The 23,288-nt window shown below is 57.2% G+C and carries 24 protein-coding genes, 3 tRNA genes and 1 pseudogene; 4 read left to right on the forward strand and 24 right to left on the reverse strand.

What is annotated here, in order from left to right:
* Positions 1-127, forward strand: a pseudogene (locus tag Q1J43_RS08655) (ISAs1 family transposase); the annotation flags it as partial.
* Here Q1J43_RS08655 and Q1J43_RS15895 read toward each other — a convergent pair.
* The 15 genes from Q1J43_RS15895 to Q1J43_RS08725 all read right to left on the reverse strand — a co-directional run bounded on the left by Q1J43_RS15895 (position 113) and on the right by Q1J43_RS08725 (position 12,812).
* Positions 113-520 carry a methyltransferase domain-containing protein gene (locus Q1J43_RS15895; protein ID WP_366141870.1) on the reverse strand — a complete coding sequence of 136 codons (408 nt, stop codon included), beginning with the start codon at positions 518-520 and terminating at the stop codon, positions 113-115. The pseudogene Q1J43_RS08655 and the gene Q1J43_RS15895 sit on opposite strands and share 15 nt — an antisense overlap.
* Complete coding sequence (locus Q1J43_RS08660) at positions 517-2,658, reverse strand: methyltransferase domain-containing protein (protein ID WP_301102078.1); 2,142 nt, start codon at positions 2,656-2,658, stop codon at positions 517-519. The genes Q1J43_RS15895 and Q1J43_RS08660 overlap by 4 nt, the downstream gene beginning before the upstream one ends.
* Before the next feature lie 59 nt (positions 2,659-2,717).
* Positions 2,718-3,092 (reverse strand): holo-ACP synthase, encoded by a 375-nt coding sequence (acpS, locus tag Q1J43_RS08665; protein ID WP_301102079.1) that lies wholly within the window; start codon positions 3,090-3,092, stop codon positions 2,718-2,720.
* Complete coding sequence (locus tag Q1J43_RS08670) at positions 3,089-3,844, reverse strand: pyridoxine 5'-phosphate synthase (RefSeq protein ID WP_301102080.1); 756 nt, start codon at positions 3,842-3,844, stop codon at positions 3,089-3,091. Before Q1J43_RS08670 ends, acpS begins: the two co-directional genes overlap by 4 nt.
* The gene (gene recO, locus Q1J43_RS08675; RefSeq protein ID WP_301102126.1) at positions 3,841-4,554 is read right to left on the reverse strand and encodes a DNA repair protein RecO; all 714 of its coding nucleotides are present in this window, start codon (positions 4,552-4,554) and stop codon (positions 3,841-3,843) included. Before recO ends, Q1J43_RS08670 begins: the two co-directional genes overlap by 4 nt.
* A 25-nt stretch (positions 4,555-4,579) precedes the next feature.
* Positions 4,580-5,464, reverse strand: coding sequence for a GTPase Era (era, locus tag Q1J43_RS08680; RefSeq protein ID WP_301102081.1), 885 nt, complete (start codon positions 5,462-5,464; stop codon positions 4,580-4,582).
* The gene (gene rnc / locus Q1J43_RS08685) at positions 5,461-6,129 is read right to left on the reverse strand and encodes a ribonuclease III (RefSeq protein WP_301102082.1); all 669 of its coding nucleotides are present in this window, start codon (positions 6,127-6,129) and stop codon (positions 5,461-5,463) included. Before rnc ends, era begins: the two co-directional genes overlap by 4 nt.
* A 5-nt stretch (positions 6,130-6,134) precedes the next feature.
* Positions 6,135-6,491, reverse strand: a complete 357-nt coding sequence (locus Q1J43_RS08690) for a DUF4845 domain-containing protein (RefSeq protein WP_301102083.1) — start codon at positions 6,489-6,491, stop codon at positions 6,135-6,137.
* 13 nt (positions 6,492-6,504) lie between these two features.
* Entirely contained in the window at positions 6,505-7,293 is a 789-nt protein-coding gene (gene lepB / locus Q1J43_RS08695; RefSeq protein WP_301102084.1) for a signal peptidase I, read from the reverse strand.
* Positions 7,294-7,305: 12 nt separating this feature from the next.
* On the reverse strand, positions 7,306-9,096 hold the full coding sequence (lepA, locus tag Q1J43_RS08700) for a translation elongation factor 4 (RefSeq protein WP_301102128.1): 1,791 nt from the start codon (positions 9,094-9,096) through the stop codon (positions 7,306-7,308).
* A 93-nt stretch (positions 9,097-9,189) separates the two neighbouring features.
* On the reverse strand, positions 9,190-9,432 hold the full coding sequence (locus tag Q1J43_RS08705) for a glutaredoxin family protein (protein ID WP_301102085.1): 243 nt from the start codon (positions 9,430-9,432) through the stop codon (positions 9,190-9,192).
* Position 9,433: 1 nt separating this feature from the next.
* The gene (locus Q1J43_RS08710) at positions 9,434-10,876 is read right to left on the reverse strand and encodes a DegQ family serine endoprotease (RefSeq protein ID WP_301102086.1); all 1,443 of its coding nucleotides are present in this window, start codon (positions 10,874-10,876) and stop codon (positions 9,434-9,436) included.
* Between the two features lie 70 nt (positions 10,877-10,946).
* Entirely contained in the window at positions 10,947-11,363 is a 417-nt protein-coding gene (locus Q1J43_RS08715; protein WP_301102087.1) for a SoxR reducing system RseC family protein, read from the reverse strand.
* Between the two features lie 46 nt (positions 11,364-11,409).
* The gene (gene rpoE, locus Q1J43_RS08720) at positions 11,410-12,009 is read right to left on the reverse strand and encodes an RNA polymerase sigma factor RpoE (protein ID WP_301102089.1); all 600 of its coding nucleotides are present in this window, start codon (positions 12,007-12,009) and stop codon (positions 11,410-11,412) included.
* Between the two features lie 125 nt (positions 12,010-12,134).
* The gene (locus tag Q1J43_RS08725) at positions 12,135-12,812 is read right to left on the reverse strand and encodes an IS4 family transposase (RefSeq protein WP_366141871.1); all 678 of its coding nucleotides are present in this window, start codon (positions 12,810-12,812) and stop codon (positions 12,135-12,137) included.
* Between the two features lie 17 nt (positions 12,813-12,829).
* Between Q1J43_RS08725 and Q1J43_RS08730 the strand changes: the two genes are divergently transcribed.
* Together Q1J43_RS08730 and Q1J43_RS08735 are read left to right on the forward strand one after the other, a co-directional pair.
* Positions 12,830-13,075: an Arc family DNA-binding protein gene (locus Q1J43_RS08730; protein WP_301102090.1), complete on the forward strand. Its 246-nt coding sequence runs from the start codon at positions 12,830-12,832 to the stop codon at positions 13,073-13,075.
* Entirely contained in the window at positions 13,072-13,467 is a 396-nt protein-coding gene (locus tag Q1J43_RS08735) for a type II toxin-antitoxin system VapC family toxin (RefSeq protein ID WP_301102091.1), read from the forward strand. Before Q1J43_RS08730 ends, Q1J43_RS08735 begins: the two co-directional genes overlap by 4 nt.
* Here the strand turns inward: Q1J43_RS08735 and Q1J43_RS08740 are convergent.
* The 9 genes from Q1J43_RS08740 to Q1J43_RS08780 form a co-directional block, all read right to left on the reverse strand.
* Entirely contained in the window at positions 13,464-13,610 is a 147-nt protein-coding gene (locus Q1J43_RS08740) for a hypothetical protein (RefSeq protein ID WP_301102092.1), read from the reverse strand. The genes Q1J43_RS08735 and Q1J43_RS08740 overlap by 4 nt on opposite strands.
* An 8-nt stretch (positions 13,611-13,618) precedes the next feature.
* Positions 13,619-15,739 (reverse strand): YgiQ family radical SAM protein, encoded by a 2,121-nt coding sequence (locus tag Q1J43_RS08745; protein ID WP_301102130.1) that lies wholly within the window; start codon positions 15,737-15,739, stop codon positions 13,619-13,621.
* Between the two features lie 215 nt (positions 15,740-15,954).
* Positions 15,955-16,030 (reverse strand) — tRNA-His (locus Q1J43_RS08750).
* An 8-nt stretch (positions 16,031-16,038) separates the two neighbouring features.
* Positions 16,039-16,115 (reverse strand) — tRNA-Arg (locus Q1J43_RS08755).
* A gap of 60 nt (positions 16,116-16,175) precedes the next feature.
* A tRNA-Pro gene (locus tag Q1J43_RS08760) sits at positions 16,176-16,252 on the reverse strand.
* 41 nt (positions 16,253-16,293) lie between these two features.
* Entirely contained in the window at positions 16,294-17,160 is an 867-nt protein-coding gene (locus Q1J43_RS08765; protein WP_301102093.1) for an HDOD domain-containing protein, read from the reverse strand.
* A gap of 11 nt (positions 17,161-17,171) precedes the next feature.
* Positions 17,172-18,281 (reverse strand): class I SAM-dependent methyltransferase, encoded by a 1,110-nt coding sequence (locus Q1J43_RS08770; RefSeq protein WP_301102132.1) that lies wholly within the window; start codon positions 18,279-18,281, stop codon positions 17,172-17,174.
* A gap of 128 nt (positions 18,282-18,409) precedes the next feature.
* Positions 18,410-19,282: an alpha/beta hydrolase gene (locus Q1J43_RS08775; protein WP_301102094.1), complete on the reverse strand. Its 873-nt coding sequence runs from the start codon at positions 19,280-19,282 to the stop codon at positions 18,410-18,412.
* A 25-nt stretch (positions 19,283-19,307) separates the two neighbouring features.
* The gene (locus Q1J43_RS08780) at positions 19,308-21,659 is read right to left on the reverse strand and encodes a DNA internalization-related competence protein ComEC/Rec2 (RefSeq protein WP_301102095.1); all 2,352 of its coding nucleotides are present in this window, start codon (positions 21,657-21,659) and stop codon (positions 19,308-19,310) included.
* Positions 21,660-21,835: 176 nt separating this feature from the next.
* On the opposite strand from Q1J43_RS08780, the gene thrC reads away from it, so the two are divergent.
* Entirely contained in the window at positions 21,836-23,287 is a 1,452-nt protein-coding gene (gene thrC / locus Q1J43_RS08785; protein WP_301102096.1) for a threonine synthase, read from the forward strand.
* Position 23,288: the final 1 nt, after the last annotated feature.

A 23,288-nucleotide genomic window follows, 5' to 3' on the forward strand; every position in this document is an offset into this window, starting at 1 on the left:
TCGCCTCGTCCTCAATCTTTTCCGCCTCGACACCTCCAAGAAAAAAGGGGGTATCTATACTCGTCGCATTCTCGCCGCTTCTTCCGATGCTTATCGCGCCAGTCTCCTCGGGTTAAAGGGAATTTGATGCAATTGCCCTGCGGTCCACGTAAGGATCATAGCCAAAGCAATTTGCATAGCCATGCTGCTTGAGATACTCGATGAGCAGGCCATTGCTGCAGCCGTAGTCAAGTATCCGATGTTGCTTCCCGAGTCCCGCCTGCACGAGACGCTGCAGAATGACTCGATACCAGGCACGCAGAAAATAGTCGAGTTCCTGGTTTCTAATCGGGTAATTTTCGTAATAAGCGGCCAGATTCTCGACTTTCTCGCAATGCAGGGACCGGCATACGGCGCAGCGCCAAACAAGAAAAGTCCGGTCGCGAAACCGCCTGACATTGCATCGCACTCGCTGGATTTCCGCCGGCATGTTGGTCACGAGGCAGATTGGACAGTGCCGGAGTGTAGTGGTGTCCATCATGCCTCCACTAAGAGTTCTTCGGTACTTGACTGGTCCGTGTCCGCTTTGATATGGGCCACCGATAAATTTTCAGGGCACTCGAAAACGGCCAGCATTGTCGATTTCTTGCGGAAAATCCCGCCAAAGAGCCCGACAAAAAGTATCACCGGGAGGTTCCACCAGCGGGCAAATTTTAATTCAGGCAAGGACACTGTGGCGTCCACAGACCCATCGGTAACTTTATCGAGTGAATGAATCAAGCGTTGGTTTACAAACGGATAAAGCGTGTCCCAAAAATGTTGGCATTGATAGTCGACCAGTTCGAAACCAGCCAATTTAGCCAAACGCAGAAACATGGTTTTTGAGTAGAGGTGCAGGCGGTAAGGCTGGTGAAGTTCATGTTTAAAGGCGCTTAGCCGATTCAGATCCACTCTCGACGCATCCGGAGATTGGATCAATACCCGTCCTCCCGACTTAAGACACTTTGCCACTCCCCTTAGGTACGAGAATGGATCGTCCACCCTGTCTAAACATTCGATCAGCACAATGAAGTCGTAGCGCTTTTCCGGGAAAGACCATGGTCCTTCGGGGGCGGTTGGGCGCGGGAGAATATCAAAGGAGGTCAGGCCGCAGCGCCGAAACACTTCGCGAGCCACCGACGAAAGCGCACCGCTGAAAAGAATCGACGACCCGGCATTGACCCCATAGCTTTTGACGATCTTCACGAGATTACGAAGCGCATGCTCCACGAAATGATTGTTCCCGATGTGATCATAAGGATAGTCCTCGTAGTATTTCTCGAGATCAAGAATTCGCAGGGAGTGGATAGACCGGCAGGCCTCGCAGCGCCAGACCGTGGAGTATTCGTTCTGGTAACGCTGCACATCGCTGGGGACATTGACGATTTCATTGCTGCTCTCCAGCGTCCCGCGTCGGCAAAACGAACAAAAGGTCCTTTGATTCAAATGCAGAAGGGTTTCGCGGAAACGGCGCTGAGTGCTTTTCAGGCTGATTTTTTCGGCAAAGGCCTGAAACCGAATTTTTTCGCGCTGCCTTGCTTCCGTCCAGTAGTGCGCTTTCCTGTGCATCTGCGAGGCAGTCATGGGCAACTGGATTTCTTCACCGAAACGCAGGAGAGCAGCCCGTTGCAGACTCCAGGTTTGCTCCCCATGAAAAGCGAGCCCGAGGAGCGGAACACCATGCGCAAGGCTTGGATAGACCGTGGCGTCTCCACCATGACAGACCAGCAAATCGGCGTGCGGCAAGACCGCGTCCAGATTCACGAAAGCCTTGTTGATGATCTCGGGCGCCAGTTCAATTCCGGGCTTTCCGGCGATTACGACGTTGTAGTCGCGAAATAGCGGATCATTGAACAGGGCAAAAAGACTATCGCTGCTCCAGAAGGTGCCCAGACTGACGAATATCGTTCGCTTGCCCGGATCCAGCCGGGACAGCAACTCTTCCTCAGCCCCTGGATGCTGATGGTATACGGGACCGACGTAAGCGTAGTTGCCGGGGAGCGCCTGCATCGGCGAAAAGTCTTCGATGTCGGTGACCAGGTTCTGTTCTGCCTGCAATTCGTCGAAATAGTCTTTGCGCGGCCCCAGCGAATATTTCTTCCGAATACGCATGAGGCCCTTGTGCATCATGCGAAACTCCAGACTTTCCCCGGCCACCGTCAGCAACCGTAGCAGCCAGGCCGGGCAATGCATCTTCTTCGCCAGTTTGATCCCCGGATGGAACTCCGGTGCCTTGCGCGCCAATCGGCTAAAGTGGGAAAGATGTGCGATCGTCAAGGAATAACAGGTTGTTTGCGCGTATTCGGCGGCCATCCCGAGGGTGATTGAAAAGTCGCTGATGACCAGATCGGGTCTTTGCTCCCGAAGCACCCTCACTTGATCCAGGAAGATCGGTTCGAGTTCTTCCTGCCTGAGCCACGAGTGATCCAGCCTGCTTTCCATCAGCGACATCCGGGCCGCATCGATGGTCTTGCATTCAACGACCCCGAAGCCGCGGTCACGAACCGTTTGGTTGACTTTCGGATCAGCGGAGGCGGCGATGAGAATATTGAAATCCTCTTTCACGGCGTCTGCTAATTGAAGGCAGCGCAGGTAGTGAGAGAATAGGTCAAAAGGAAAGAAGATAAGTTTTCGTTTCATGGAACGATCCTCACAAAAGGCAAGCGTCAAGACTGACCTTGCCCTGTCCGCAAATGCTATTAGCATTCAAGAACAACAAAAGCCAGCGCGAAATCCTGTTCGTCACTGATCGAAAGATAGGCAAGGAGTCCACGTTCGGCTAGATATTGAGCGAGTTTCGGGGCGTAGTCAAAGGCGGGTTTGCCGAGCGTGTTGTGCACCACGACGATATTGGGCAGCGTGGCCGGGTCGGCAATACCGATGCCCAGCGCCTTGCCAAAGGCCTCCTTGGCGGCGAAACGCTTGGCCAGGAAACGCGCCGGGTCTCTGGCTTTTTCGAAGTCGGCGCGTTCGGCCGGCGCCAGCAGCTTTTCCAGCGCACGTTCGCCGTGGCGCTGGTAGAGTTTGCCAAGCCGCGCAATGGCGACGATGTCGGTACCGATCCCGGCAATCATCTGGCGAAGGTTTGCGCCTCGCGCATCAGGCGCTTCATTTCGCGAACCGCTTCGCGCAGGCCGACAAAAACTGCGCGGCTGACGATGGCGTGGCCAATATGCAATTCGCGAATACCGGGGAGTTGAGCAACGGGCTGCACGTTGAAGTAGTTGAGGGCGTGGCCGGCGTTAAAGCGCATGCCATGGCCGCGAATCGCTTCTCCGGCGCTGCGGATCTTTTCGAGTTCGGCGAGCACCGCCGGGCTTTCGGCATCGCGCCCCTTGTGATGGAAGGCATGAGCGTAAGGGCCGGTGTGGATTTCGCAGACCCGTGCACCGATGTGCGCTGCGGCATCGATCTGATCGAGTTCTGCATCGATGAAGACGCTGCTGATGATCCCGGCGGCGGAAAGACGTTCAATGGCTTTCTTGAGCTTGGCTTCCTGAGCCACGATGTCCAGCCCGCCTTCGGTGGTGACTTCGTGGCGGCCTTCCGGCACCAGCATGGCCATTTCCGGCTTGAGGCGGCAGGCGATTTCAATCATCTCGTCAGTCGCTGCCATCTCCAGATTGAGCTTGATTTGCGTCAGGGCGCGGAGTTTCTCGACATCGGCGTCCTGAATGTGCCGACGATCTTCACGCAGGTGAACGGTGATTCCATCCGCTCCACCGAGGTGGGCTTCAACGGCAGCCCAGGCCGGTTCCGGCTCATAGGTTTTGCGTGCCTGACGGATCGTCGCGACGTGGTCAATGTTTACGCCAAGTTCAATCATAGTTCCTGTAACTCCATAAAAATCCGGCGTGTCTCCAAACCCTTGCCGTCGGTATAGTGTGCAATCAGTGTCCGCATCAACTGCTTGGCTTCGAGTAGCGAACGCGGATCGGAAAAATCTTCGCGTGCCAGGTCAATCAGGGTCTTGCCGCTGACCGACAGTGCCGAACTGCCAGAGCGCAGGAGTTTCACCGGGCCATGCGCAATCTCGTAGGTGTAATGCCCGCCAACGTCAATGGGCGTGCCTCTAGCGTCACGCTCAAGCGTCAGTCCATAACCTAGCTCCTGCAGGAACGCCCGCTCAAAACAGCGCAAATCCGATTCCCGCAACGCTCCGGCAAAGCGCTGCAAGGTCTGAGCATATACCGAGAACAAACGCTCATGGGCGTCCTCACGCGGCAGAAGTTGCATCAACAGTTCGTTAAGGTAGTACGCACAAAACAGTGCCTTGCCGGTCAGCAAGGGTTGTCCGCCCTGCCATTCGGCCTTCATCAGAGTTTGCACTTCGCCCTTGCCGGCCCACGCCAATTCAAGCGGCTGAAAGGCCAGCAAGAGGCCGCGCAAAACGGAACGCGGGCGTCGTGCGCCACGCGCCAGCAGAGCGACGCGGCCAAAGTCGCGCGAGAAGACTTCGACAATCAGGCTGGTTTCCCGGAATGGGTAGCTGTGCAGCACAAAAGCGGGCTGGCCGTCGACCTTGTGCCGATGCATCACGCGTCAGTATCCAGCCCGGGATTTACTCGTAGCCAAGGCTTTTGAGCAAACGCTCATCGTCACTCCAGCCAGACTTGACCTTGACAAAGACCTCAAGAAAAACTTTTCCGTCAAACAGACGTTCCATATCCTGGCGGGCTTCCGAGGCTATCCGCTTCAGGGTTTCACCCCCCTTGCCGATGACGATGCCCTTGTGCGCCTGACGATCAACGACGATGGCCGCGCTGATGCGACGCAATGCCCCGTCAATCTCGAACTTCTCAACTTCGACGGTGGCGGCATAGGGCAATTCGTCACCGATCAGTCGGAAGAGTTTTTCGCGGATGTATTCGGCAGCGAGAAATTTCTCGCTCTTGTCAGTGATTTCATCCTCGCCGAACAGCAGTTCTTCATGCGGCAGGTGTTTGCGGGTTTCGGCGAGCAGGTCGTCAAGTTGACTGCCCTTGGCAGCGCTGATCGGAACGATCGCGGCAAAAGTATACTGCTCCGCCAGATTGGCCAGAATGGGCAAGAGCTGGGTCCGGTCCTTCATCTGGTCGATTTTATTCACCGCCAGAATGACCGGGCGTTCAGCCGGCAGAAGCTTGATGACCGCGAGGTCACGAGCGTCAAAACGATCCGCCTCAACGACAAAAATAACGACATCCACTTCGGCCAGCGCCCGCGTCACGCCACGATTCATCGCCCGATTGAGGGCATTGGTGTGCTTGGTCTGAAACCCTGGCGTATCGACAAACACAAACTGGGCGTCGGGATGGGTCAAAATGCCCATGATGCGATGGCGAGTCGTTTGCGCCTTGCGTGAAACGATGCTTATTTTTTCGCCAATAAGGTGGTTGAGCAGCGTCGACTTGCCAACGTTCGGACGGCCAACAATGGCGATATAACCCGATTTTTGTTCGTTCATGGTTGTTGCAGTCTTTCCAGCGCGCTCTGAGCGGCCATTTGTTCAGCAGCGCGACGACTGCCGCCACTGCCTTCGGTTCGAATGCGCAAGGCGTCGATCGTGCAGGAAATCCTGAAATGCTGAGCGTGTGCTTCGCCGTCGGTTCCGGTCAGTGCATACTTTGGCAGCGGCAAACGCCTGCCCTGAAGGTATTCCTGGAGGCGTGTTTTGGCGTCCTTTATCGGTTGCCCAGGAACGATAGCCGCAAGCATGCCGTCATAGAGCCTGACGATGACTGCACTTGCCGCGTCGTAACCGGCATCAAGCCAGGTCGCGCCAAACAAAGCCTCAAGAGCATCGGCAAGAATTGATGGGCGTTGCGGACCACCGCTTTTCAGTTCGCCCTCGCCAAGACGCAGGAAGGTCCCGAGTGACAGCGTCAAAGCCAATTGATGCAGACTGTCCTGGCGGACAAGGTTGGCGCGCAGTCGAGTCAGATCGCCTTCCGCTACGTCAGGGAAGCGATCGAAGAGTTGGCGTGCGATAACGCCGTTGAGAATGGAATCACCAAGAAACTCGAGCCGCTCGTTATGCGGCGAACTGTGACTGCGATGCGTCAGTGCCGTCAGCAACAAGGATGGATCCGAAAACTGGTGGCCGAGCGCCTGCTCGAGTCGATTGGTCATGCGACTTAATCACGCCCCGACGTAGAACCCTGAAAGTCGATCAACAGGCTGATGTTGTAAAAAATCGGGATGCGTTTTTCATAGGAAAACGCAATGACGACATCGTTGCCCTCTTTGGAAATGTCGAGGTCGGCCGGCGTGATCGTTGAAACGTGCTCCACCTCCATGTATTTCGAGAAACTGGCGCGGATTTCCGGGACTGTTTTTCCCGCCGAATTGACGGCAACCGCCTTGGTCGCTTTGAGAATCTTGAAGTAGGTCAAATAATCAGGCGCAACCTTGATGCCAAGCACCGCCACTAGTGCAATTAAAAAGCTCCAGAACAACAAGCCCGAAATTGCCAAACCACGCTGATTTTTCAAAGCAGGAACTCCTCTATCTAAATGAACCGATCCGTTTCAGGTCGCTGAAGTTGAACCACACGAAAAACGCCTTGCCAACGATATTTTCTTCCGGAGCAAATCCCCAAAAACGGCTATCACGGCTATTGTCGCGATTGTCGCCCATCATGAAGTAATGACCGGCCGGCACCGTACAGATCACGCCAGCGTTATTGTAGAGGCAATTGTTACGATAGCGGAACTGTACGGCATCGGAAATAAAGTCGGGGGCGTCGTCATCGTTGAGAATGCGGTGCTCTATGCCATCTGGCTTCTCGATGAACTGTTTCGAGTAGTAAAGCCGCTCCGGATGGCGATAGTCATCCACAGGCGTGGTTGCCACGGGTTGGCCGTTGATGGTAAGACGCTTGTTTTGATAGGCCACCTTGTCGCCAGGAACGCCGACAACACGTTTGATATAGTCGATCGACGGATCTTCCGGGTAGCGAAACACCATGACATCGCCGCGCTGCGGGTGATTGATGTCGATGATTTTCGTGTTGATCACTGGCAGACGAATCCCGTAGGTAAACTTGTTGACGAGAATGAAATCACCAACCTGAAGCGTCGGAATCATGGAGCCCGACGGGATCTTGAACGGTTCGACAAGAAACGAGCGCAGCACAAAAACAAGAAGGATGACCGGAAAAAAACTTGCCCCGTACTCAACCCACCACGGCTCTTTAGCCTCTGCCGTCCGGCGCTTGCTGAAGATGAAAACATCCGCCACCCAGATGGAGCCACTGACCAGCAGCAGGCAGAACAGGATCAACGCAAAATTCACACTAACACTCCCTTACTTTCCGACACGCAGCACGGCAAGAAAAGCTTCCTGCGGGATTTCAACCGAGCCAACCTGTTTCATGCGCTTCTTGCCAGCCTTTTGCTTCTCGAGCAATTTTTTCTTGCGCGAGATGTCACCGCCATAACACTTGGCAAGCACGTCCTTGCGCATGGCTTTGACGTTTTCACGCGCGATGATATTCGAGCCGATGGCCGCCTGAATGGCGACGTCGTACAACTGGCGTGGAATCAGCTCACGCATCTTGGAGGCCAGCTCGCGCCCACGATAGATCGAGTTGGCCCGGTGCACAATCATCGATAGGGCATCGACCTTTTCGCCATTGATCAGAATGTCCAGCTTGACCACATCAGCAGCCCTGAATTCCTTGAAGTCATAGTCAAGCGAGGCATAGCCACGCGACACAGACTTCAGCTTGTCAAAGAAATCCATCACTACTTCGGCCATCGGCATTTCATAAACCAGTTGCACCTGACGCCCATGGTAGGTCATGTCCACCTGGTTGCCGCGTTTCTGGTTACACAGCGTAATGACGTTGCCAAGATAGTCTTGCGGAACAAAAACCGTAATTGTGATGATCGGTTCGCGAATCTCTTCGACTTTTGTCTGCTCGGGAAGTTTTGCCGGATTTTCGACCTGCACGATGTTGCCGTCACGCATCAGGACTTCATAGACAACGGTTGGCGCCGTGGAGATCAGATCCTGATCAAATTCACGCTCCAGTCGTTCCTGCACAATCTCCATGTGCAGCAGACCCAGGAAACCACAGCGGAAGCCGAAACCCAGCGCCTGCGAAACTTCCGGTTCATAGTGCAGCGAAGCGTCGTTGAGTTTGAGTTTTTCCAGCGATTCGCGCAAGGAGTCATACTGATTGGACTCGATCGGATAAAGACCGGCAAACACCTGCGACTTAATTTCCTTGAAGCCGGGCAAGGCTTCCTTTGCGGGATTGTCAGCCAGGGTTACCGTATCGCCCACTTTGGCGGCTTGCAGTTCCTTGATGCCGGAAATGATGTAACCCACTTCACCTGCACACAAGGCTTCCCGTTGCAGCGCTTTTGGTGTGAACACACCGACCTGTTCGCACAAATGGGCTGAGCCGGCAGCCATCAGACGTATCCGGTCTTTTGGACGCAAGGTTCCGTCGACCACGCGAACCAGCATGACGACACCGACATAGTTGTCAAACCACGAATCAATCAGCAGCGCCTTGAGTGGCGCACCGGGATCGCCCTGGGGCGCGGGAATGCGCTCGATAATCGCTTCCAGAATATCTTCGACGCCAAGACCAGTTTTAGCCGAGGCCAGGATGGCGTGTGATGCATCGATGCCGATAACGTCTTCAATTTCCTGCCGGGCGGTATCCGGCGCTGCTGAAGGAAGATCGATCTTGTTGAGCACCGGCAGAACATCGACACCAAGTTCGATTGCGGTGTAGCAGTTGGCGACCGTCTGTGCTTCAACCCCTTGCGAGGCATCGACAACCAGCAAAGCCCCTTCGCACGCCGACAGTGAGCGCGAAACTTCGTAGGAGAAATCGACATGGCCCGGCGTGTCAATCAGGTTCAGGTTGTACACCTTGCCGCTGCGAGATTTGTACTGCAAGGACGCCGTCTGGGCCTTGATGGTAATCCCGCGCTCGCGCTCAATGTCCATAGAATCAAGGACCTGAGATTCCATTTCACGGTCAGACAAACCTCCGCAAAGATGGATGATGCGGTCGGCAAGTGTTGATTTGCCGTGATCGATGTGGGCGATGATTGAAAAATTACGGATGTGTTGCATTCGCATCGTATTCGCACTGCCGCGGCAAAGCCGCGCCTGAAAAAAAAGGTGCCGGCGGGCACCTTTTGTTTGTTTTGCCAGAAGGGGCGGATTTTATCGGATTTTGCCCAATAAATCACGGACTTTGGCTTCTTCGAGGAAGTAATGACAGAGTTCAGCACCCTCATGCAACAACACTGGAACCCGTTCGTTATAAAGCGCTTCAAGCTCAGGATCGGCATCAACGTCAAGAACATCAACGCTGATGCCGAACTCGGCTACCAGAGGAAGCAGCGCCAACTCCATGTCGTGGCACAGATGGCAGTACGCACGCGAGATCAGCGTCAGCGTCGTCAAATCAATCGGCCTTTTTGTCAGGCAGCCCCTTGATGGTAACAAAGGTTTGCAATTCGCCGCGCCGTACCAGCAGCGTGATCGTGGAGCCCTTGTCAAACTGCTCCAGCAATTTGTTGAACTGATCGACACTCCTGATTTCCGTGTTTTCGCCTCGTGCAATGAGTGCCAGGATGATATCGCCGGGACGCAGATCGACTTGAGAGGTGTTGCCGCGTACATTTTCGACCAGCAGACCACCTTTTATCTTCAGCTCACGTTTTTGTTCGCTGCTAAGTTCCGACACGATCAGGCCCAGTCGATTGGCCGCCTGCTCCACCGGTTTAGGATTTTTTCCGCTTCTAGCGGCTGATTTTTCTTCAACAGTTTCTCCGACCACAACCATCAGTTCACGAGTTGCCCCCTTGCGCCACACCTGCATGGCAACTCTCGTTCCCGGCTTGCTTGCGCCAACGATGCGCGGCAAATCGCCCGAAACGTTAACCGGCTTTCCGTCAAATTTGAGAATGACATCGCCCGGTTCGACTCCCGCCTTTTCAGCAGGCCCTCCCCGTTCAAGCGCATTGACGATGGCGCCTTGTGCCTTGCTCAGTCCGAAGGATTCCGCCAGTTCCTTGGTAACCTCCTGAATAACGACACCGATCCGGCCGCGACTGACTCTGCCACTGGCCTTGAGTTGGCTCTGTATCTCCATGGCCACGTCAATCGGGATGGCGAACGAGATGCCCATGAACCCCCCGGAACGGCTGTAGATCTGCGAATTGATTCCAACCACTTCACCCTTCATGTTGAACAGCGGCCCGCCGGAATTACCCGGATTGATCGCCACATCGGTCTGAATGAAGGGAACAAAATTTTCCTGCGGCAAAGAGCGCCCCTTGGCGCTGACGATACCCGCCGTCACGCTGTTGTCAAAGCCAAAGGGTGAGCCAATTGCGACAACCCATTCGCCAACTTTGAGTATTTCTGGATCTCCCATGCGCACAGCAGGCAAATTCGCCGCCTCGATCTTGATCAGGGCAACGTCGGTACGCTTATCGGCGCCAATGACTTTGGCTTTGAATTCGCGCTTGTCGGTCAGGCGAACGAGTATTTCATCTGCCGAATCCACCACGTGGGCATTGGTCAGAATATAGCCGTCGGTGCTGATGATGAAACCGGAACCCAGCGAGCGACTCTGGAATTCGCGCGGCGCCCCTGGCGTACCAGGCAGTCCCGGTTGACGAGGGATGAAACGACGAAAAAAATCAAACATCGGATCGTTTTCGTCAAAGGGAAAGGGTTGCATCCCCTGCCCGTTACTGCGAATCACCTGTGTCGTGCTGATGTTGACGACAGCCGGCCCCTGCTTTTCTACCAGTTCAGTAAAATCCGGCAGACCCTTATTCTGTGCCTGAACCGTCAAGGAAAAAATTACGAAGAAAAATGCCGTAACGATCTGCTTCATGGCGACAAACACCTCCTGTAAGTAAGCAAACGATTTACCAGGCCAGAAGATAGGGGCGAACAGACGAAATTCAATATCGGATATAGGGCTGAAAACGCTGATCAGGCGCGCCGCGCCCTTGAGCATAGCGCAGAGCCAGCCATGCGCAAAACAGGCCGCTGACTGCACCAACAATTGCTCCTGGCTCCCCCGCCAGCGCCGATCCGCCAAGCGCGCCGACGAATAGTGAGAACAGCGGCAGCCCATAGGCCAGCACCGCACTGCGCCGAACGGCGCCTTCGGCTATTGCTATGTTTACCCGGTCACCAACGGCCGATTTCCCAGGATTCAACACGCGAAAAGTGCGCGGCGTACTGCAGAACATTTTACTGATAGTGTTTCCGCCACACCCGCCCTGTTCGTGACAGCGACCACAGCCTGTTTCATCTAAAAGGACAGTTGCAAAATCGCCATCCAGGGCAGTAATGGTTCCGGGTGCATCAATCATGTCGTGATACCTGGATCAGTTACAACCATGCGTAAGGAAACGGCGCCTACCATCGGTGATCCGGAGCTGTATCAAGCAAGGGTCTAAGTTTTTCAGCCACCGCCTCACGCGCCCGAAAAATGCGCGAACGTACCGTGCCGATCGGACAGTTCATTTCCTGTGCAATGTCTTCATAGCTCATGCCTTCAATCTCGCGTAACACAATGGCATTACGCAGTTCTTCAGGCAAAGCCTCCATTGCGGCATTGACCGTTTGACCGATTTGCTTGGACTGCAATAATCGCTCCGGGGTGTTGATATCGCGCAGATAATCAGCGTCTTCGAAGGACTCTGCTTCATCGGCATCGAAGTCGGTCGATGTCGGTGCGCGACGACTCTTGGCAACAAGGTAGTTCTTTGCGGTATTGATGCCGATCCGGTACAACCAGGTATAAAACGCACTCTCACCCCGAAACGAAGGCAGCGCGCGATAGGCTTTGATAAACGCCTCCTGCGCGACATCCTCAACCTCGGCATGGTCGCGTATAAAGCGCGAAAGCAGCCGTCCAAGCTTGCGCTGGTATTTTGCAACCAACAGCTCGAAAGCTTTTTTGTCGCCTGCCTGTGCGCGCTCGACCAGTTCCTGGTCAATTTCGCGTTCGTTCATACTCTGCGGATTCCCTGTCGGACACGGTGTTGTGCTTTTCGCCAGAGTATAGCGCAACCGCAGAGACGGCGTAGCAGCAGCACTAACTCATAGAGGTAAGCCCCCGGCAAAGCTCTGTCTCTTGATCACAATTTAGCCAATCGACGCTGGCTGAATTGGTAGCCCTTGATGCGCTCTTGCAAACGAAACCAGCCATGCCACATGGTGTCCCAGCCTGGACGACCAGTACGTTTGGTCTCAGCAAATCCACCCAACTTGGCCAATGCCAAATCAGCCCAGCGGATAGAAGGGGGCAATGGCGGTGGTGGACGATGCTCGGTCGATACCCACAGAATTTTCCATTCGTCTTCGCTTAGCACCTCGTCGCACTTCCTGTCTTCTTTGCCAACTGGCGCATCTTGGCTTTCACGTAGTTGCAACAGCCGCACAGCAAGAAATGCAGTAATGGCCAACATGCGTTCCAGATTCTCTAGGCTTTGGAAGCGTTGTCGCTCTACACCAACACCGCTTTTCCACGCCTTGTGATACTCCTCGATACGCCATCGGCATTCATAATGCCGCACGACCGTCAACGCTTCCTCGGCACTGTTCACAACGAAGTTGCGGCGAATTCCGTGGTCCTTGAAGTTGCTTTTGAATCTTGCGCGAGCTGGCGATCCAGCATTCGTCCTGCACGTAAAACATCTACTCGCAGCACTTCCAAAATACATATTTTTCAGGGTGCCGAACGGCCCCAAGGGACCGGGCTCGTGAAAGTATTTTCGTCTTGACGAGGTGGTGCAGCGGAACCATAATGGTTTCATTACGGTTGGAGATTAATATGCCTACTACCTTGACGTTAAAGAATATTCCGGATTTCGTATATGACCGGTTAAAGCTTTCTGCACAAGCGCACCGCCGCAGCATGAATAGTGAAGCAATAGTTTGCCTTGAGGCGGTATTGCTACCGGCCAAGGTGACGCCCGCCGAAAGATTGGCTCGTGCTCGGGAACTCCGTGCGGCCTTGCCCAAGGGACAATTTAAGGTGCGTGACATTGCCGAACTGAAACGCGCAGGGCGGCCATGATTGTGGTGGACTCCAACGTCTTAGCGTACCTATACCTACCGGGTGAGCGCACCGTTGACGCTGAGTCGTTGCTAGAGCAAGACCCGGAATGGGCGGCTCCCGTTTTATGGCGTAGTGAGTTTCGTAACATTCTGGCTGGATATGTGCGGCGGAAAACGCTTACGTTTGAGCAGGCATGCAGCCTACAAAGCGAAGCAGAAGACCTTCTCTCTGGGTCGGAGCTTGAAGTTGACTCGCGAGCCGTTCTCGAACTGGTACGTGATAGTGATTGTTCGGCATACGACTGTGAATTCATTGCCTTGGCAATCAAGCTCGACACAACATTGGTGACGGCAGACAAGAAGGTGTTGAGAGCTTTCCCGAACAGAACCATAGCACTGGCTGCTGGCTAGTTGGTGAAGAAGCGCAATGGTAGCGCGATTGCCAATGCCGGTGTCTTCGACAGCCGCCACGGGCCATGAGCTGACTTGCTGGTGTTCCACGCTTCGCGGACAGTGACGCCGCGCTTGCGCAGTTCGCGATAGCCAGATGGCATACTCCGGCTTACTTCGCCCTGCTCTGCAATGCCTTTGTACTTTTGCGGCTTTGCGGTCGCAGTGTATCGATTCGTGTTTGCCGGGACGATTTCTTCGCCGCCCAGGTCTCTTTATGGCGCAGCCCCGTTCCCGGCGGCTGAAACGCCGGAATCAGGTGCTTCTTGCCGTTGCCAATCAGGTCGGCGCGCCCCATCTGCCTGAGCGCATCGCGCAGCAAGGGCCAGTTTTCCGGATCATGGTAGCGCAGGAAAGCCTTGTGCAGACGGCGCATGCGGCCCGAGCGGACGGTCTCGACGGCTTCCGAAGTGCGTGTGACCTTCTTCAGCGGATTGCGTTGCGAGTGATACATCGCTGTGGCAATCGCCATTGGCGTCGGCAGGAAGGTCTGCACCTGGTCGAGCCGGAAATTGTTCTGCTTGAGCCACAACGCCAGATTGAGCATATCCAGGTCGCTGGTCCCCGGATGCGCGGCAATGAAGTACGGGATCAGATACTGTTCCTTGCCGGCTTCCTTCGAGTATTTTTCGAACATCAGCTTGAACTGCTCGTAGCTGCTCATCGCCGGCTTCATCATATGCGCCAGCGGCCCAGCCTCGGTATGCTCCGGTGCGATCTTCAGATAACCGCCAACGTGATGGGTAACGAGTTCCTTGACGTACTCGGGCGAGCGCACGGCGAGGTCGTAGCGCAGGCCGGAACCGATCAGCACTCGCTTCACCCCCTTGATGGCCCGCGCTTTGCGATAAAGCTCGATGAGCGGTGTGTGGTCGGTATTGAGGTTTTCGCAGATACCGGGAAAAACACAGGAAAGGCGGCGGCACGAGGCCTCGATTTTCGTGTCCTTGCAGGCCAGGCGATACATATTGGCCGTCGGCCCACCGAGGTCGGAAATGGTTCCGGTAAACCCCGGCGCCTTGTCCCGAATCTCCTCAATTTCCTTGAGAATCGATTCTTCCGAGCGGCTCTGGATGATGCGTCCTTCGTGCTCGGTGATCGAACAGAAGGTACAGCCGCCAAAACAACCGCGCATGATGTTGATCGAAAAGCGGATCATGTCAAAGGCCGGAATTTTGGCCTCGCCATATGACGGGTGTGGCTTGCGCTGAAACGGCGAAGCAAAGACCGCGTCCATCTCGGGCGTGGTGAGCGGGATCGGCGGCGCATTGAGCCAAACGTCACGCTCGCCGTGTCCCTGAATCAGAGCGCGGGCGTTGCCCGGATTCGATTCGACGTGAAAGGTGCGCGAGGCATGGGCGTAGAGCACCGGATCGGCGACCACCTGCTCGTAGGACGGCAGGCGAATCGCCGTTCGCATCCGATCGAGCCTGGGCATGCGGGTAAGCGACTGGAACTGGATGACCTGCGGCTTGACGCCTGGCGCGTCTTTGTTCAACGCCGGCGAGTTGCTGGCCGATGCGCAGGCTGCACCCTTCTCGGGCTCCATGGCGTAAGGGTCGGCATGCCGGATCAGCGGACCCGGCGTATCGACCTCTGTCGAATCGATCTCCGACCAGTCGCTGCCGGGCAACCAGCCGCGCTGCACCATGAAGGCCGTACCCCGCAGATCACGAATCTCGGAAATTTTTTCACCCGCTCCCAGACGGTGCGCCAACGCGACGATAGCGCGCTCGGCGCTGCCAAAGATCAGCATGTCGGCTTTCGAATCTGGCAGAACCGAGCGCCGCACCTTGTCCGACCAGTAATCGTAGTGAGCGATACGGCGCAGGCTGGCTTCGATCGAACCGATCACCACATTGGCCTGTGGAAAGGCCTCTCGGCAGCGCTGGGCATAAACCACCACGGCACGGTCCGGCCGCTTGTTGGCCTCGGCATTGGGCGTATAGGCATCGTCCGAGCGGATTTTCCGATCCGAGGTATAGCGATTGACCATCGAATCCATATTACCGGCGGTTACGCCAAAGAACAGATTGGGCTTGCCCAACGCTTTGAAGGCTTTGGCCGATAGCCAATCGGGCTGACTGATGATGCCAACGCGAAAGCCCTGAGCCTCAAGCAGGCGCCCGACCAGCGCCATGCCAAAACTCGGATGATCAATGTAGGCATCGCCGGTAACCAGAATGATGTCGCAGGAGTCCCAGCCGAGCAGGTCCATCTCGGCACGCGACATGGGCAAAAAGGGAGCAATACCAAAGCGCTTTGCCCAGTACTTGCGGTAGGAGAAAAGAGGGGCGGGAACGCCGGTCGACACGTCAATTTTGGCGGTAATCATGTGGGGATTCTACAGTGATGGCGGGTCAAGCGGATCGCTCAGGCCGCAACACTGGCCTTTGACACAAATGAAAAAGCGGGATAAGAGGAATCCTCTGTATCCCGCTCTGTTACTGGGGCGACGTACGGGGCTCGAACCCGTGACCCTTGGAATCACAATCCAATGCTCTACCAACTGAGCTAACACCGCCATTGATCTGGCACGCCCGGCGAGACTCGAACTCACAACCCCCGGCTTAGAAGGCCGGTGCTCTATCCGGTTGAGCTACGGGCGCGAATTACGAGACTGTTGGGAAGCTTCTCCCTCCGGTACCGCTTTTTGATACTTTAAATACTGGTCGGGGCGGTGGGATTCGAACTCACGACCCTCTGCTCCCAAAGCAGATGCGCTACCAGGCTGCGCTACGCCCCGAGAAGCGCGCATTCTACAGACTGACCCAGCCAAGGTCAATCTCATGGCGCGGACTCCCTAAGCAGTTGCTGCGCCGTAGCCAACAGCGCAGGACGGCGTTCTTCCGGCAGCATGACCAGGCCATCGAGCAACCAGTCGAGGCTCACTCCGGGGATTAGTTGGCTGGCCTCGACGAGGTCGCTGGCTAGGGCCAGCGTTGCCGTTTCCGAGCTATCAAGCAGATGGCGTGCGGCGTTTGAGCTGGTGCGCGTCAATCGGGCACGCATCGATTCGGCACCGCGCAACAACTGGATCACCAGGGCCGGCAACTTCCACAGATCGGCACAGTGCAGGGTCAGTTGCTTGAAGGTAAAGCCGCAGCTTTGTGTTTGTGCCTGAGCGCTGCGCTGGGCCCGCCCGGAGCGCAGTTCATCTTCTGCCTTTTGCGGAATTTCTGCGGCATAGACCCACAACAGCAGATCGCCGGTGCCGGCCAGCAAGGCAGCGAGCGCAACTTCTTCCGGGTTCACATCCATGCGACCGCTAGACCAAACCCTGGCGATTTGCGCCGCGATTCGGGCGCGTGCTTCGACGGCGAGCAAGCCCTGGTTATTGTCTTCGACTTCCGGGCTTCCCAGCAACAGCGTGCGGAACTCATCGACGCCAAGTTGCATGATGGACGCCAGCGCGGTGGTTGTTTCATGATGCAGCCGATGCGATTTTTTCCGCTCGGCCTCACGCAGCAGGCACAGGCAGAGCAACGGATCCTGCAGGACGATGTCGGCCAGGTCCCTGGGTGAGAGCAGCTCGCCCTCGGCGACCTCAAGCTGGGTCATCAGCAGCTTGGAGCGGCGCATGACGGGCAGCGCCTGGTTTTGAAAGTAGGCCGCCCACTGCCCGACCCCCCATCGACTTTTCCAGGCATCCATCCCGTACCCGCTTACCCTTTCGCCCCGAGCCGCCACAACGAAGTGACTTCCGCCGTGCGCGCCGCGTGCAGCGGGTCAGTCACGTCAGCGCTACGTGGATGGGTCGGTCGCACGTCGGTACGGCCCAGCACCAACAGACCGGCCTGTTCGATCAGCGACAGCAATTCGCTGCGCGAGCGCAATTCCAGATGCTCGGCCAGATCGGAGAGAATCAGCCAGCCCTCGCCAGCCGGCGTCAAATGTGCCACCAGCCCATCGAGAAAACCGCGCAGCATGCTGCTGTCCGGGTCATAGACGGCGTGTTCGAGCGGTGAACTCGGCCGCGCCGGAATCCAGGGTGGATTACAAACGATGAGCGGCGCGCGTCCAGGCGGGAAGAGATTGGCCTGCACCACGTCAACTTGGGCATTCAAGCCCAGACGGGCGATATTGTCACGGGCACAGCAGAGCGCCCGCATATCCTGATCAGTCGCCACAACGCGGGCAACGCCGCGCCGGGCAAGCACAGCAGCGAGCACGCCGGTGCCGGTGCCGATGTCGAAGGCTAGGCTGTTGCTGGCCTGCGACTTGGGCAGTGGCGCCTCGGCGACCAGCGCCACATACTCGCTGCGCACCGGCGAAAAAACGCCATAGTGGGGATAGATACGCTCACCGAGCGCAGGAACCTCGACCCCATTCTTGCGCCACTCGTGGGCGCCAATCAGGCCGAGCAGTTCGCGCAGTGAAGCGACATAGGGCACAGCGCAGTCGCCATAGACTTCAGTGCAGGCCTGCCGAACGTCGGGCGCGCGGCGCAGAGGGATGAGGTGATCGGCGGCAAATGGAATCAACAGCATCCCGAGCGTTCGTGCGCGCTGTGCCTGCGCCCTGCGCTGCAGATGGAAGACTTCAAAGGGCGCAGGCCCAGGCTTGGGCGGCTTACGGTCAACACGCCGCGCCATGGCTTGCAGCAACTGCCGTGCGTTCTGAAAATCTCCCCGCCAGAGCAATGCCGTACCCTCACAAGCCAAGCGATACGCCACATCAGCGCTTTGCGTGTCGTCGGCCAGTTGCACGCGCGCGGGTGGGGCCACACCGGCCTCGGAGCGCCACACGGCAACGCGCGACTCACCCGCCTCCAGCCACTGAAGGGTCGGGCTCTCGTCGCCCGCTTCGCTATAGTTAAATCCAGGCACGCTGCAACCTCAGCTATACGATGAGCGAAGGGTAACACGACCCAAATGAAGTGGATCCTTGCAACAACGACCCCTCAAACGGCCAGCAGAAAACTGCGAACAATGGCGATCTGCGCCTCGTCCATGAACATCGGCGCGTGTCCGACCCCGGGCACTTCGACGACTTGCGGACGCGGCCCGCGCGTGGCCATTGCCTGCGCGGTGTCGACCGTGAGCAGATCGGACCTAGCACCGCGTATCAGCAGCGTCGGGCAGCGGATACGCTCGTAGATCGGCCACAGATCGATGTCTCCGCTGGTTGTGGCTCGTTGGAAGGACTGTGCGATAGCCGGGTCGTAGCACATTTCCAGACGCCCGTCGGCGGACTGGCGCAGGCTGGATTCAGTGAGCTGACGCCAGTGCGCATCACTTAGCGCACCAAAGGGAGCGCTGACCAGCCGGATATAGTTTTCAGCATCGGCGACGCTATCGAATTTCGGCGCACGACCGATATAGTCACCGATGCGCTTGATCGACTCGGCGGAAATGACCGGCCCGACATCATTGAGCAGCAGCCGGGTGATCGGCGAACCGTCGAGACTGGCCAGCACCATGCCGATCAGCCCGCCCATCGAGGTTCCGAGCCAGTGCACCGCCTCCACGTCAAGACGGGCAATCAGCACCATCAGGTCGGCGACGTACTGCGCAATGCCATAACCAGTCGGATCACGCAGCCAGTCACTGCGCCCGCGCCCGACCACATCCGGGCAAACCACGCGGTAGTCTGAGGCCAGGACGCGCGCCAGTTCGTCGAAATCGCGGCCATTGCGCGACAGGCCATGCACACAGACCAGGACCCGGGGATTATCGCGTGCGCCCCACTCGGTGTAGGCCATGCGATGCAAACCGGAGGGCGAGGTGCAACACACGCTGCGCTGGGCGAATTCAAAGGCGGTCTGATTGATCATTTTTTCCCCTTTGCCAGGCAGTCTATCACTGCCCGTACCAGTAGCGTCGCCGCTCATTGCGCCAGGCAGTAACTTCGGCCACCCCGGCGGCAAGCACGATGTGCGCCGCGCCCTGCTGATCGGTTCGCCATTGGTGGCTGGCAGCGTAACGTTCAAGCACCTCGGGACGCGGATGTCTGAAAGAATTGCGGTAGCCCGCTGCAAAGACCACCTGGTGCGCACCAACGGCGGCAATAAACTCCGGCGTCGATGAGCTCTTGCTGCCATGATGCGGGACGAGCAGCACCGCGCTGCGTAACAGCGCTGGCGAACGGGCAAGCAGCGCCTGCTCGTCAGCGGCCTCGATGTCAGCGGTGAGCAGAACGTCGCCGCTCTCACTGCCGATCTTTAGCACACAACTCATGTTGTTTGATTTTTTTGTTTTGATCAGGTAATCAGCGCTCTGCGGATGCAGAACCGAGAAGTGCACGCCATCCCATTCCCAGTTCTGCCCCGCACTGCAAAGCTCGCCGCCCAGTCCGGTAATCGAGGATAACAGTCGGCCTGCCGGAACCGCCGCCTGCACTGCCGTCAGGCCACCGGCATGGTCCTTGTCTCTATGCGATATGAATATCGTGTCGAGCTGTCCGACCCCGATTGCACGCAGATAGGGAACGACAACCCGCTGCCCGGCGTTGGCGTCGGCGCTGTAGAGCGGTCCGCTGTCGTACAGCAACGTGTGTCTGACCGTGCGCACAACGACTGCCAACCCCTGTCCGACGTCGAGCACATCGACCCATACCTCACCGAAGGCCGGACGTGGCGGCGGCCAGAAGAGCGCCGGCATGAGCAGGCACAGTCCTAGCCAACGCGCTGGAAAACCGCGCGGCAGCAGCAGCCAGGACACACCGGCAATGGCCAGCAGCGTGGCCCACAGGGGTGGCGCTGCTTGTTGCCACATCGGCCAGTCGGCCAGCCATTCGAGCAGCGTCATCAACTGCGCCAGCAACCAGTGATCAAGGTAGAGCAAGGGCGGCCACGGCAGCACGGCGAAGATCAACGCCAGCGGGGTAATGACAAAACTCACGAAAGGAATGGCCAGGGCGTTGGCCAGTGGCGAGACGAGTGAGAACTGCTGGAAGAAAAGCAGGAGGAGCGGCAGACTGCCAACCGTCACCGCCCATTGCGTCGCACCCCAGCGGGCGAAGGTGGCGCGCCATCCGCGCGCTTCGCCGAGGCGTGCGCTGCCGACAAACAGCAGCAGCGCCACGGCGCCGAAGGACAGCCAGAAGCCGGTGGCCAGCACCGCCCACGGATCGAGCACCAGCACCACCAGCAAGGCAAGCAGCAGGGTGCGGGAAACGCCAAGATTGCGCCCCGAGCACAGCGCCAGCGCCACTACGCTCAACATGTACAGGGTACGCTGCGCCGGCACTTCGAAGCCGGCGAGCAGCGCATAGACCAAGGCCGCCAGCCAGGCAGCAGCAACCGCGGCCTGCTGCGCCGGCAGCCACAGCAGCAGCCGCTCACTGCGCCGCCACAGCCAATTGATCAACAGCGCAAAAAGCGCGGCGACCATCGTCACGTGTAGGCCGGAAATACTTACCAGATGAGTAATTCCGGTGCGACTGAAGATCGTCCACTGGGCATTGGGTATCGCTCGCTGATCGCCAACCGTCAGCGCAATCAGCACGCCGAGATACGCTCCATCAGGCAAGGTGCTCAGAAAGCGATTGCGCAGGATATCGCGCAGACGTTCAACCACGTAGCCGGGGCGTAGCACGAAGTCGTCCTGACGTTGCATGTCGCCGCTCAAACGAATGCTGCCGGTCGCCCGGATGTTGCGCTCGAGCAGCCAGGCTTCGTAATCAAAAGCATGCGGGTTGGCGTTACCGTGCGGCCGCTTCAGGCGTACCGTAAAGCGCCAGCGCTCGCCGGGACGAACCGCCCTGGCCACACTGCCCTCCTGGGCCAGCTCGGTATCGTCCAGATCATCCCAGGCGTGATACCACGACAGCATGATCCGGCCGGGAACGGTGGCCGCCGGAGTATGCACCGACTCGACATCAAACTCGAAACGCTCGCCACGCTCAAAGCGTTGCGGCAGCGAAGCGATGACGCCGGTCAGTTGAATATCCTTCGTCTCCCAGGCTACGGGCAATTGATCGGCCAGCCGCTGCTGCGCCAGGAATCCGGCCCAGACAAAACCAAGCAAAACGCAGCAGAACGCACCGAGAATCGGCGACAATTGACCGAACGCCCGCTGCCGCCCAGTCGACATAAAAATCCCGGCCAGCGCCAGCGCCGCCAAGCCAGCCATGAGACCGGTGCCGGGCAACTCTCCCTGCACTTGCAAAAATGCGACGCCGCAAGCGAAAGCGAAAATAAAAAGACGCATAGGATACGAACCCACATCAAAGTCGACCTGAAATGCTCCATAGCACATGCTGCTACGATCATTAAACCATGACCAGGACCGTCTGGAGACCCCGCAACTCGTGTGGAGGAGGCACGGTAAGGTGCTAGACTTCCGCCTTAGGAAAATTCTGTCGTTTCATCCATCCGGGAATGACCATGTACTACATCTCGACGCGCGGCGATGCTCAACATTCGTCCAGAAAAACCTTCACTGAAATCCTGCTGGGTGGGCTCGCGCCTGATGGCGGTCTTTATCTCCCGGAGTTCTATCCACAGATAACACACACTGAGCTTGATCACTGGCGCGGGTTAGCGAACGCGTCATACGCCGATCTGGCCTTCGCCGTGCTGTCAAAATTCATTGACGATATTCCTGCCGCCGATCTCAAGGCGCTGATCGACAAGACCTATACCGCAGAGGTGTATTGCAATGGTCGCGCCGGTGACCAGGCCAGTGACATTACACCGGTGCGTTGGCTTGAGCCGGGATTGGGGTTGCTGGAGCTCTCCAATGGGCCGACGCTGGCCTTCAAGGACATGGCTATGCAGTTGCTCGGCAATCTCTTCGAGTACGTTCTGGCGAAGAAAGGCGAAGAAATCAATATCCTCGGCGCCACTTCGGGCGACACCGGATCAGCGGCCGAATATGCGATGCGCGGCAAGCACGGACTACGGGTTTTCATGCTCTCGCCCTACGGCAGAATGAGCGCATTCCAGCGGGCCCAGATGTACTCGCTGCAGGATGCCAACATTTACAACATCGCCGTGCGCGGTATGTTTGACGATGCGCAGGATATCGTCAAAGCTGTCTCCAACGACCACGCTTTCAAGGCCCGGCACAAGATTGGCGCAGTCAACTCAATCAACTGGGCACGTGTCGCGGCGCAGGTCGTCTATTACTTCAAGGGCTTCTTTGCAGCAACCCGGTCCAATGATGAACAGGTCGATTTCGTCGTACCCTCCGGAAATTTCGGAAACATTTGCGCCGGCCACATTGCGCGCATGATGGGGCTGCCGATCGGTCGGCTGGTCATGGCAACCAACGAGAATGACGTCCTTGACGAGTTTTTCCGGACCGGCGTCTACCGTCCGCGCGGTGCGGCAGAAACCTGCACGACATCCAGCCCGTCGATGGATATCTCTAAGGCTTCAAACTTTGAGCGCTTTGCCTTTGATCTCGTCGGCCGTGATCCGGCGATCATCCGCGAGCTATGGGCCAAGGTTGATGCGGGAGGAAGTTTCGATCTCTCAAAAACGCCTTGTTTCGCCGATTTACCCAAGTTCGGCTTTGTTTCAGGCAAGAGCTGCCATGCCGAGCGTTTGGCGACGATTCGCCAGACCTTTGAGAAGTACGGCGTGATGGTTGATACGCATACCGCCGACGGACTCAAGGTGGGGATGGCGGCGCGCACGACCGGGCGACCAATGCTGGTCCTCGAAACCGCGCTACCGGCAAAATTTGAAGAAGCAATTGTCGAAGCGCTTGGCCGCAAACCGGAGCGCCCCACAGCGATGCTCGGTATCGAAAACCTGCCACAGCGGGTCGAGGTGATGGACGTCAGTGTCGATGCGGTGAAACAGTTTATTGCGTTGAACGCAGGCGCCTGAT

The organism is Propionivibrio sp., from assembly GCF_029255185.1.
In the GTDB taxonomy this organism is placed as follows: Bacteria; Pseudomonadota; Gammaproteobacteria; order Burkholderiales; family Rhodocyclaceae; genus Propionivibrio.

Coding starts and splice junctions, on each gene's coding strand:
- Q1J43_RS15895 (WP_366141870.1), bottom strand. CDS start 520: ATGATGGACACCACTACACTCCGGCACTGTCCAATCTGCCTCGTGACC.
- Q1J43_RS08660 (WP_301102078.1), bottom strand. CDS start 2,658: ATGAAACGAAAACTTATCTTCTTTCCTTTTGACCTATTCTCTCACTAC.
- acpS (WP_301102079.1), bottom strand. CDS start 3,092: ATGATTGCCGGGATCGGTACCGACATCGTCGCCATTGCGCGGCTTGGC.
- Q1J43_RS08670 (WP_301102080.1), bottom strand. CDS start 3,844: ATGATTGAACTTGGCGTAAACATTGACCACGTCGCGACGATCCGTCAG.
- recO (WP_301102126.1), bottom strand. CDS start 4,554: ATGCATCGGCACAAGGTCGACGGCCAGCCCGCTTTTGTGCTGCACAGC.
- era (WP_301102081.1), bottom strand. CDS start 5,464: ATGAACGAACAAAAATCGGGTTATATCGCCATTGTTGGCCGTCCGAAC.
- rnc (WP_301102082.1), bottom strand. CDS start 6,129: ATGACCAATCGACTCGAGCAGGCGCTCGGCCACCAGTTTTCGGATCCA.
- lepA (WP_301102128.1), bottom strand. CDS start 9,096: ATGCAACACATCCGTAATTTTTCAATCATCGCCCACATCGATCACGGC.
- Q1J43_RS08710 (WP_301102086.1), bottom strand. CDS start 10,876: ATGAAGCAGATCGTTACGGCATTTTTCTTCGTAATTTTTTCCTTGACG.
- Q1J43_RS08715 (WP_301102087.1), bottom strand. CDS start 11,363: ATGATTGATGCACCCGGAACCATTACTGCCCTGGATGGCGATTTTGCA.
- rpoE (WP_301102089.1), bottom strand. CDS start 12,009: ATGAACGAACGCGAAATTGACCAGGAACTGGTCGAGCGCGCACAGGCA.
- Q1J43_RS08725 (WP_366141871.1), bottom strand. CDS start 12,812: ATGAAACCATTATGGTTCCGCTGCACCACCTCGTCAAGACGAAAATAC.
- Q1J43_RS08730 (WP_301102090.1), top strand. CDS start 12,830: ATGCCTACTACCTTGACGTTAAAGAATATTCCGGATTTCGTATATGAC.
- Q1J43_RS08735 (WP_301102091.1), top strand. CDS start 13,072: ATGATTGTGGTGGACTCCAACGTCTTAGCGTACCTATACCTACCGGGT.
- Q1J43_RS08740 (WP_301102092.1), bottom strand. CDS start 13,610: ATGCCATCTGGCTATCGCGAACTGCGCAAGCGCGGCGTCACTGTCCGC.
- Q1J43_RS08745 (WP_301102130.1), bottom strand. CDS start 15,739: ATGTCGCGTGCCGAGATGGACCTGCTCGGCTGGGACTCCTGCGACATC.
- Q1J43_RS08765 (WP_301102093.1), bottom strand. CDS start 17,160: ATGGATGCCTGGAAAAGTCGATGGGGGGTCGGGCAGTGGGCGGCCTAC.
- Q1J43_RS08775 (WP_301102094.1), bottom strand. CDS start 19,282: ATGATCAATCAGACCGCCTTTGAATTCGCCCAGCGCAGCGTGTGTTGC.
- Q1J43_RS08780 (WP_301102095.1), bottom strand. CDS start 21,659: ATGCGTCTTTTTATTTTCGCTTTCGCTTGCGGCGTCGCATTTTTGCAA.
- thrC (WP_301102096.1), top strand. CDS start 21,836: ATGTACTACATCTCGACGCGCGGCGATGCTCAACATTCGTCCAGAAAA.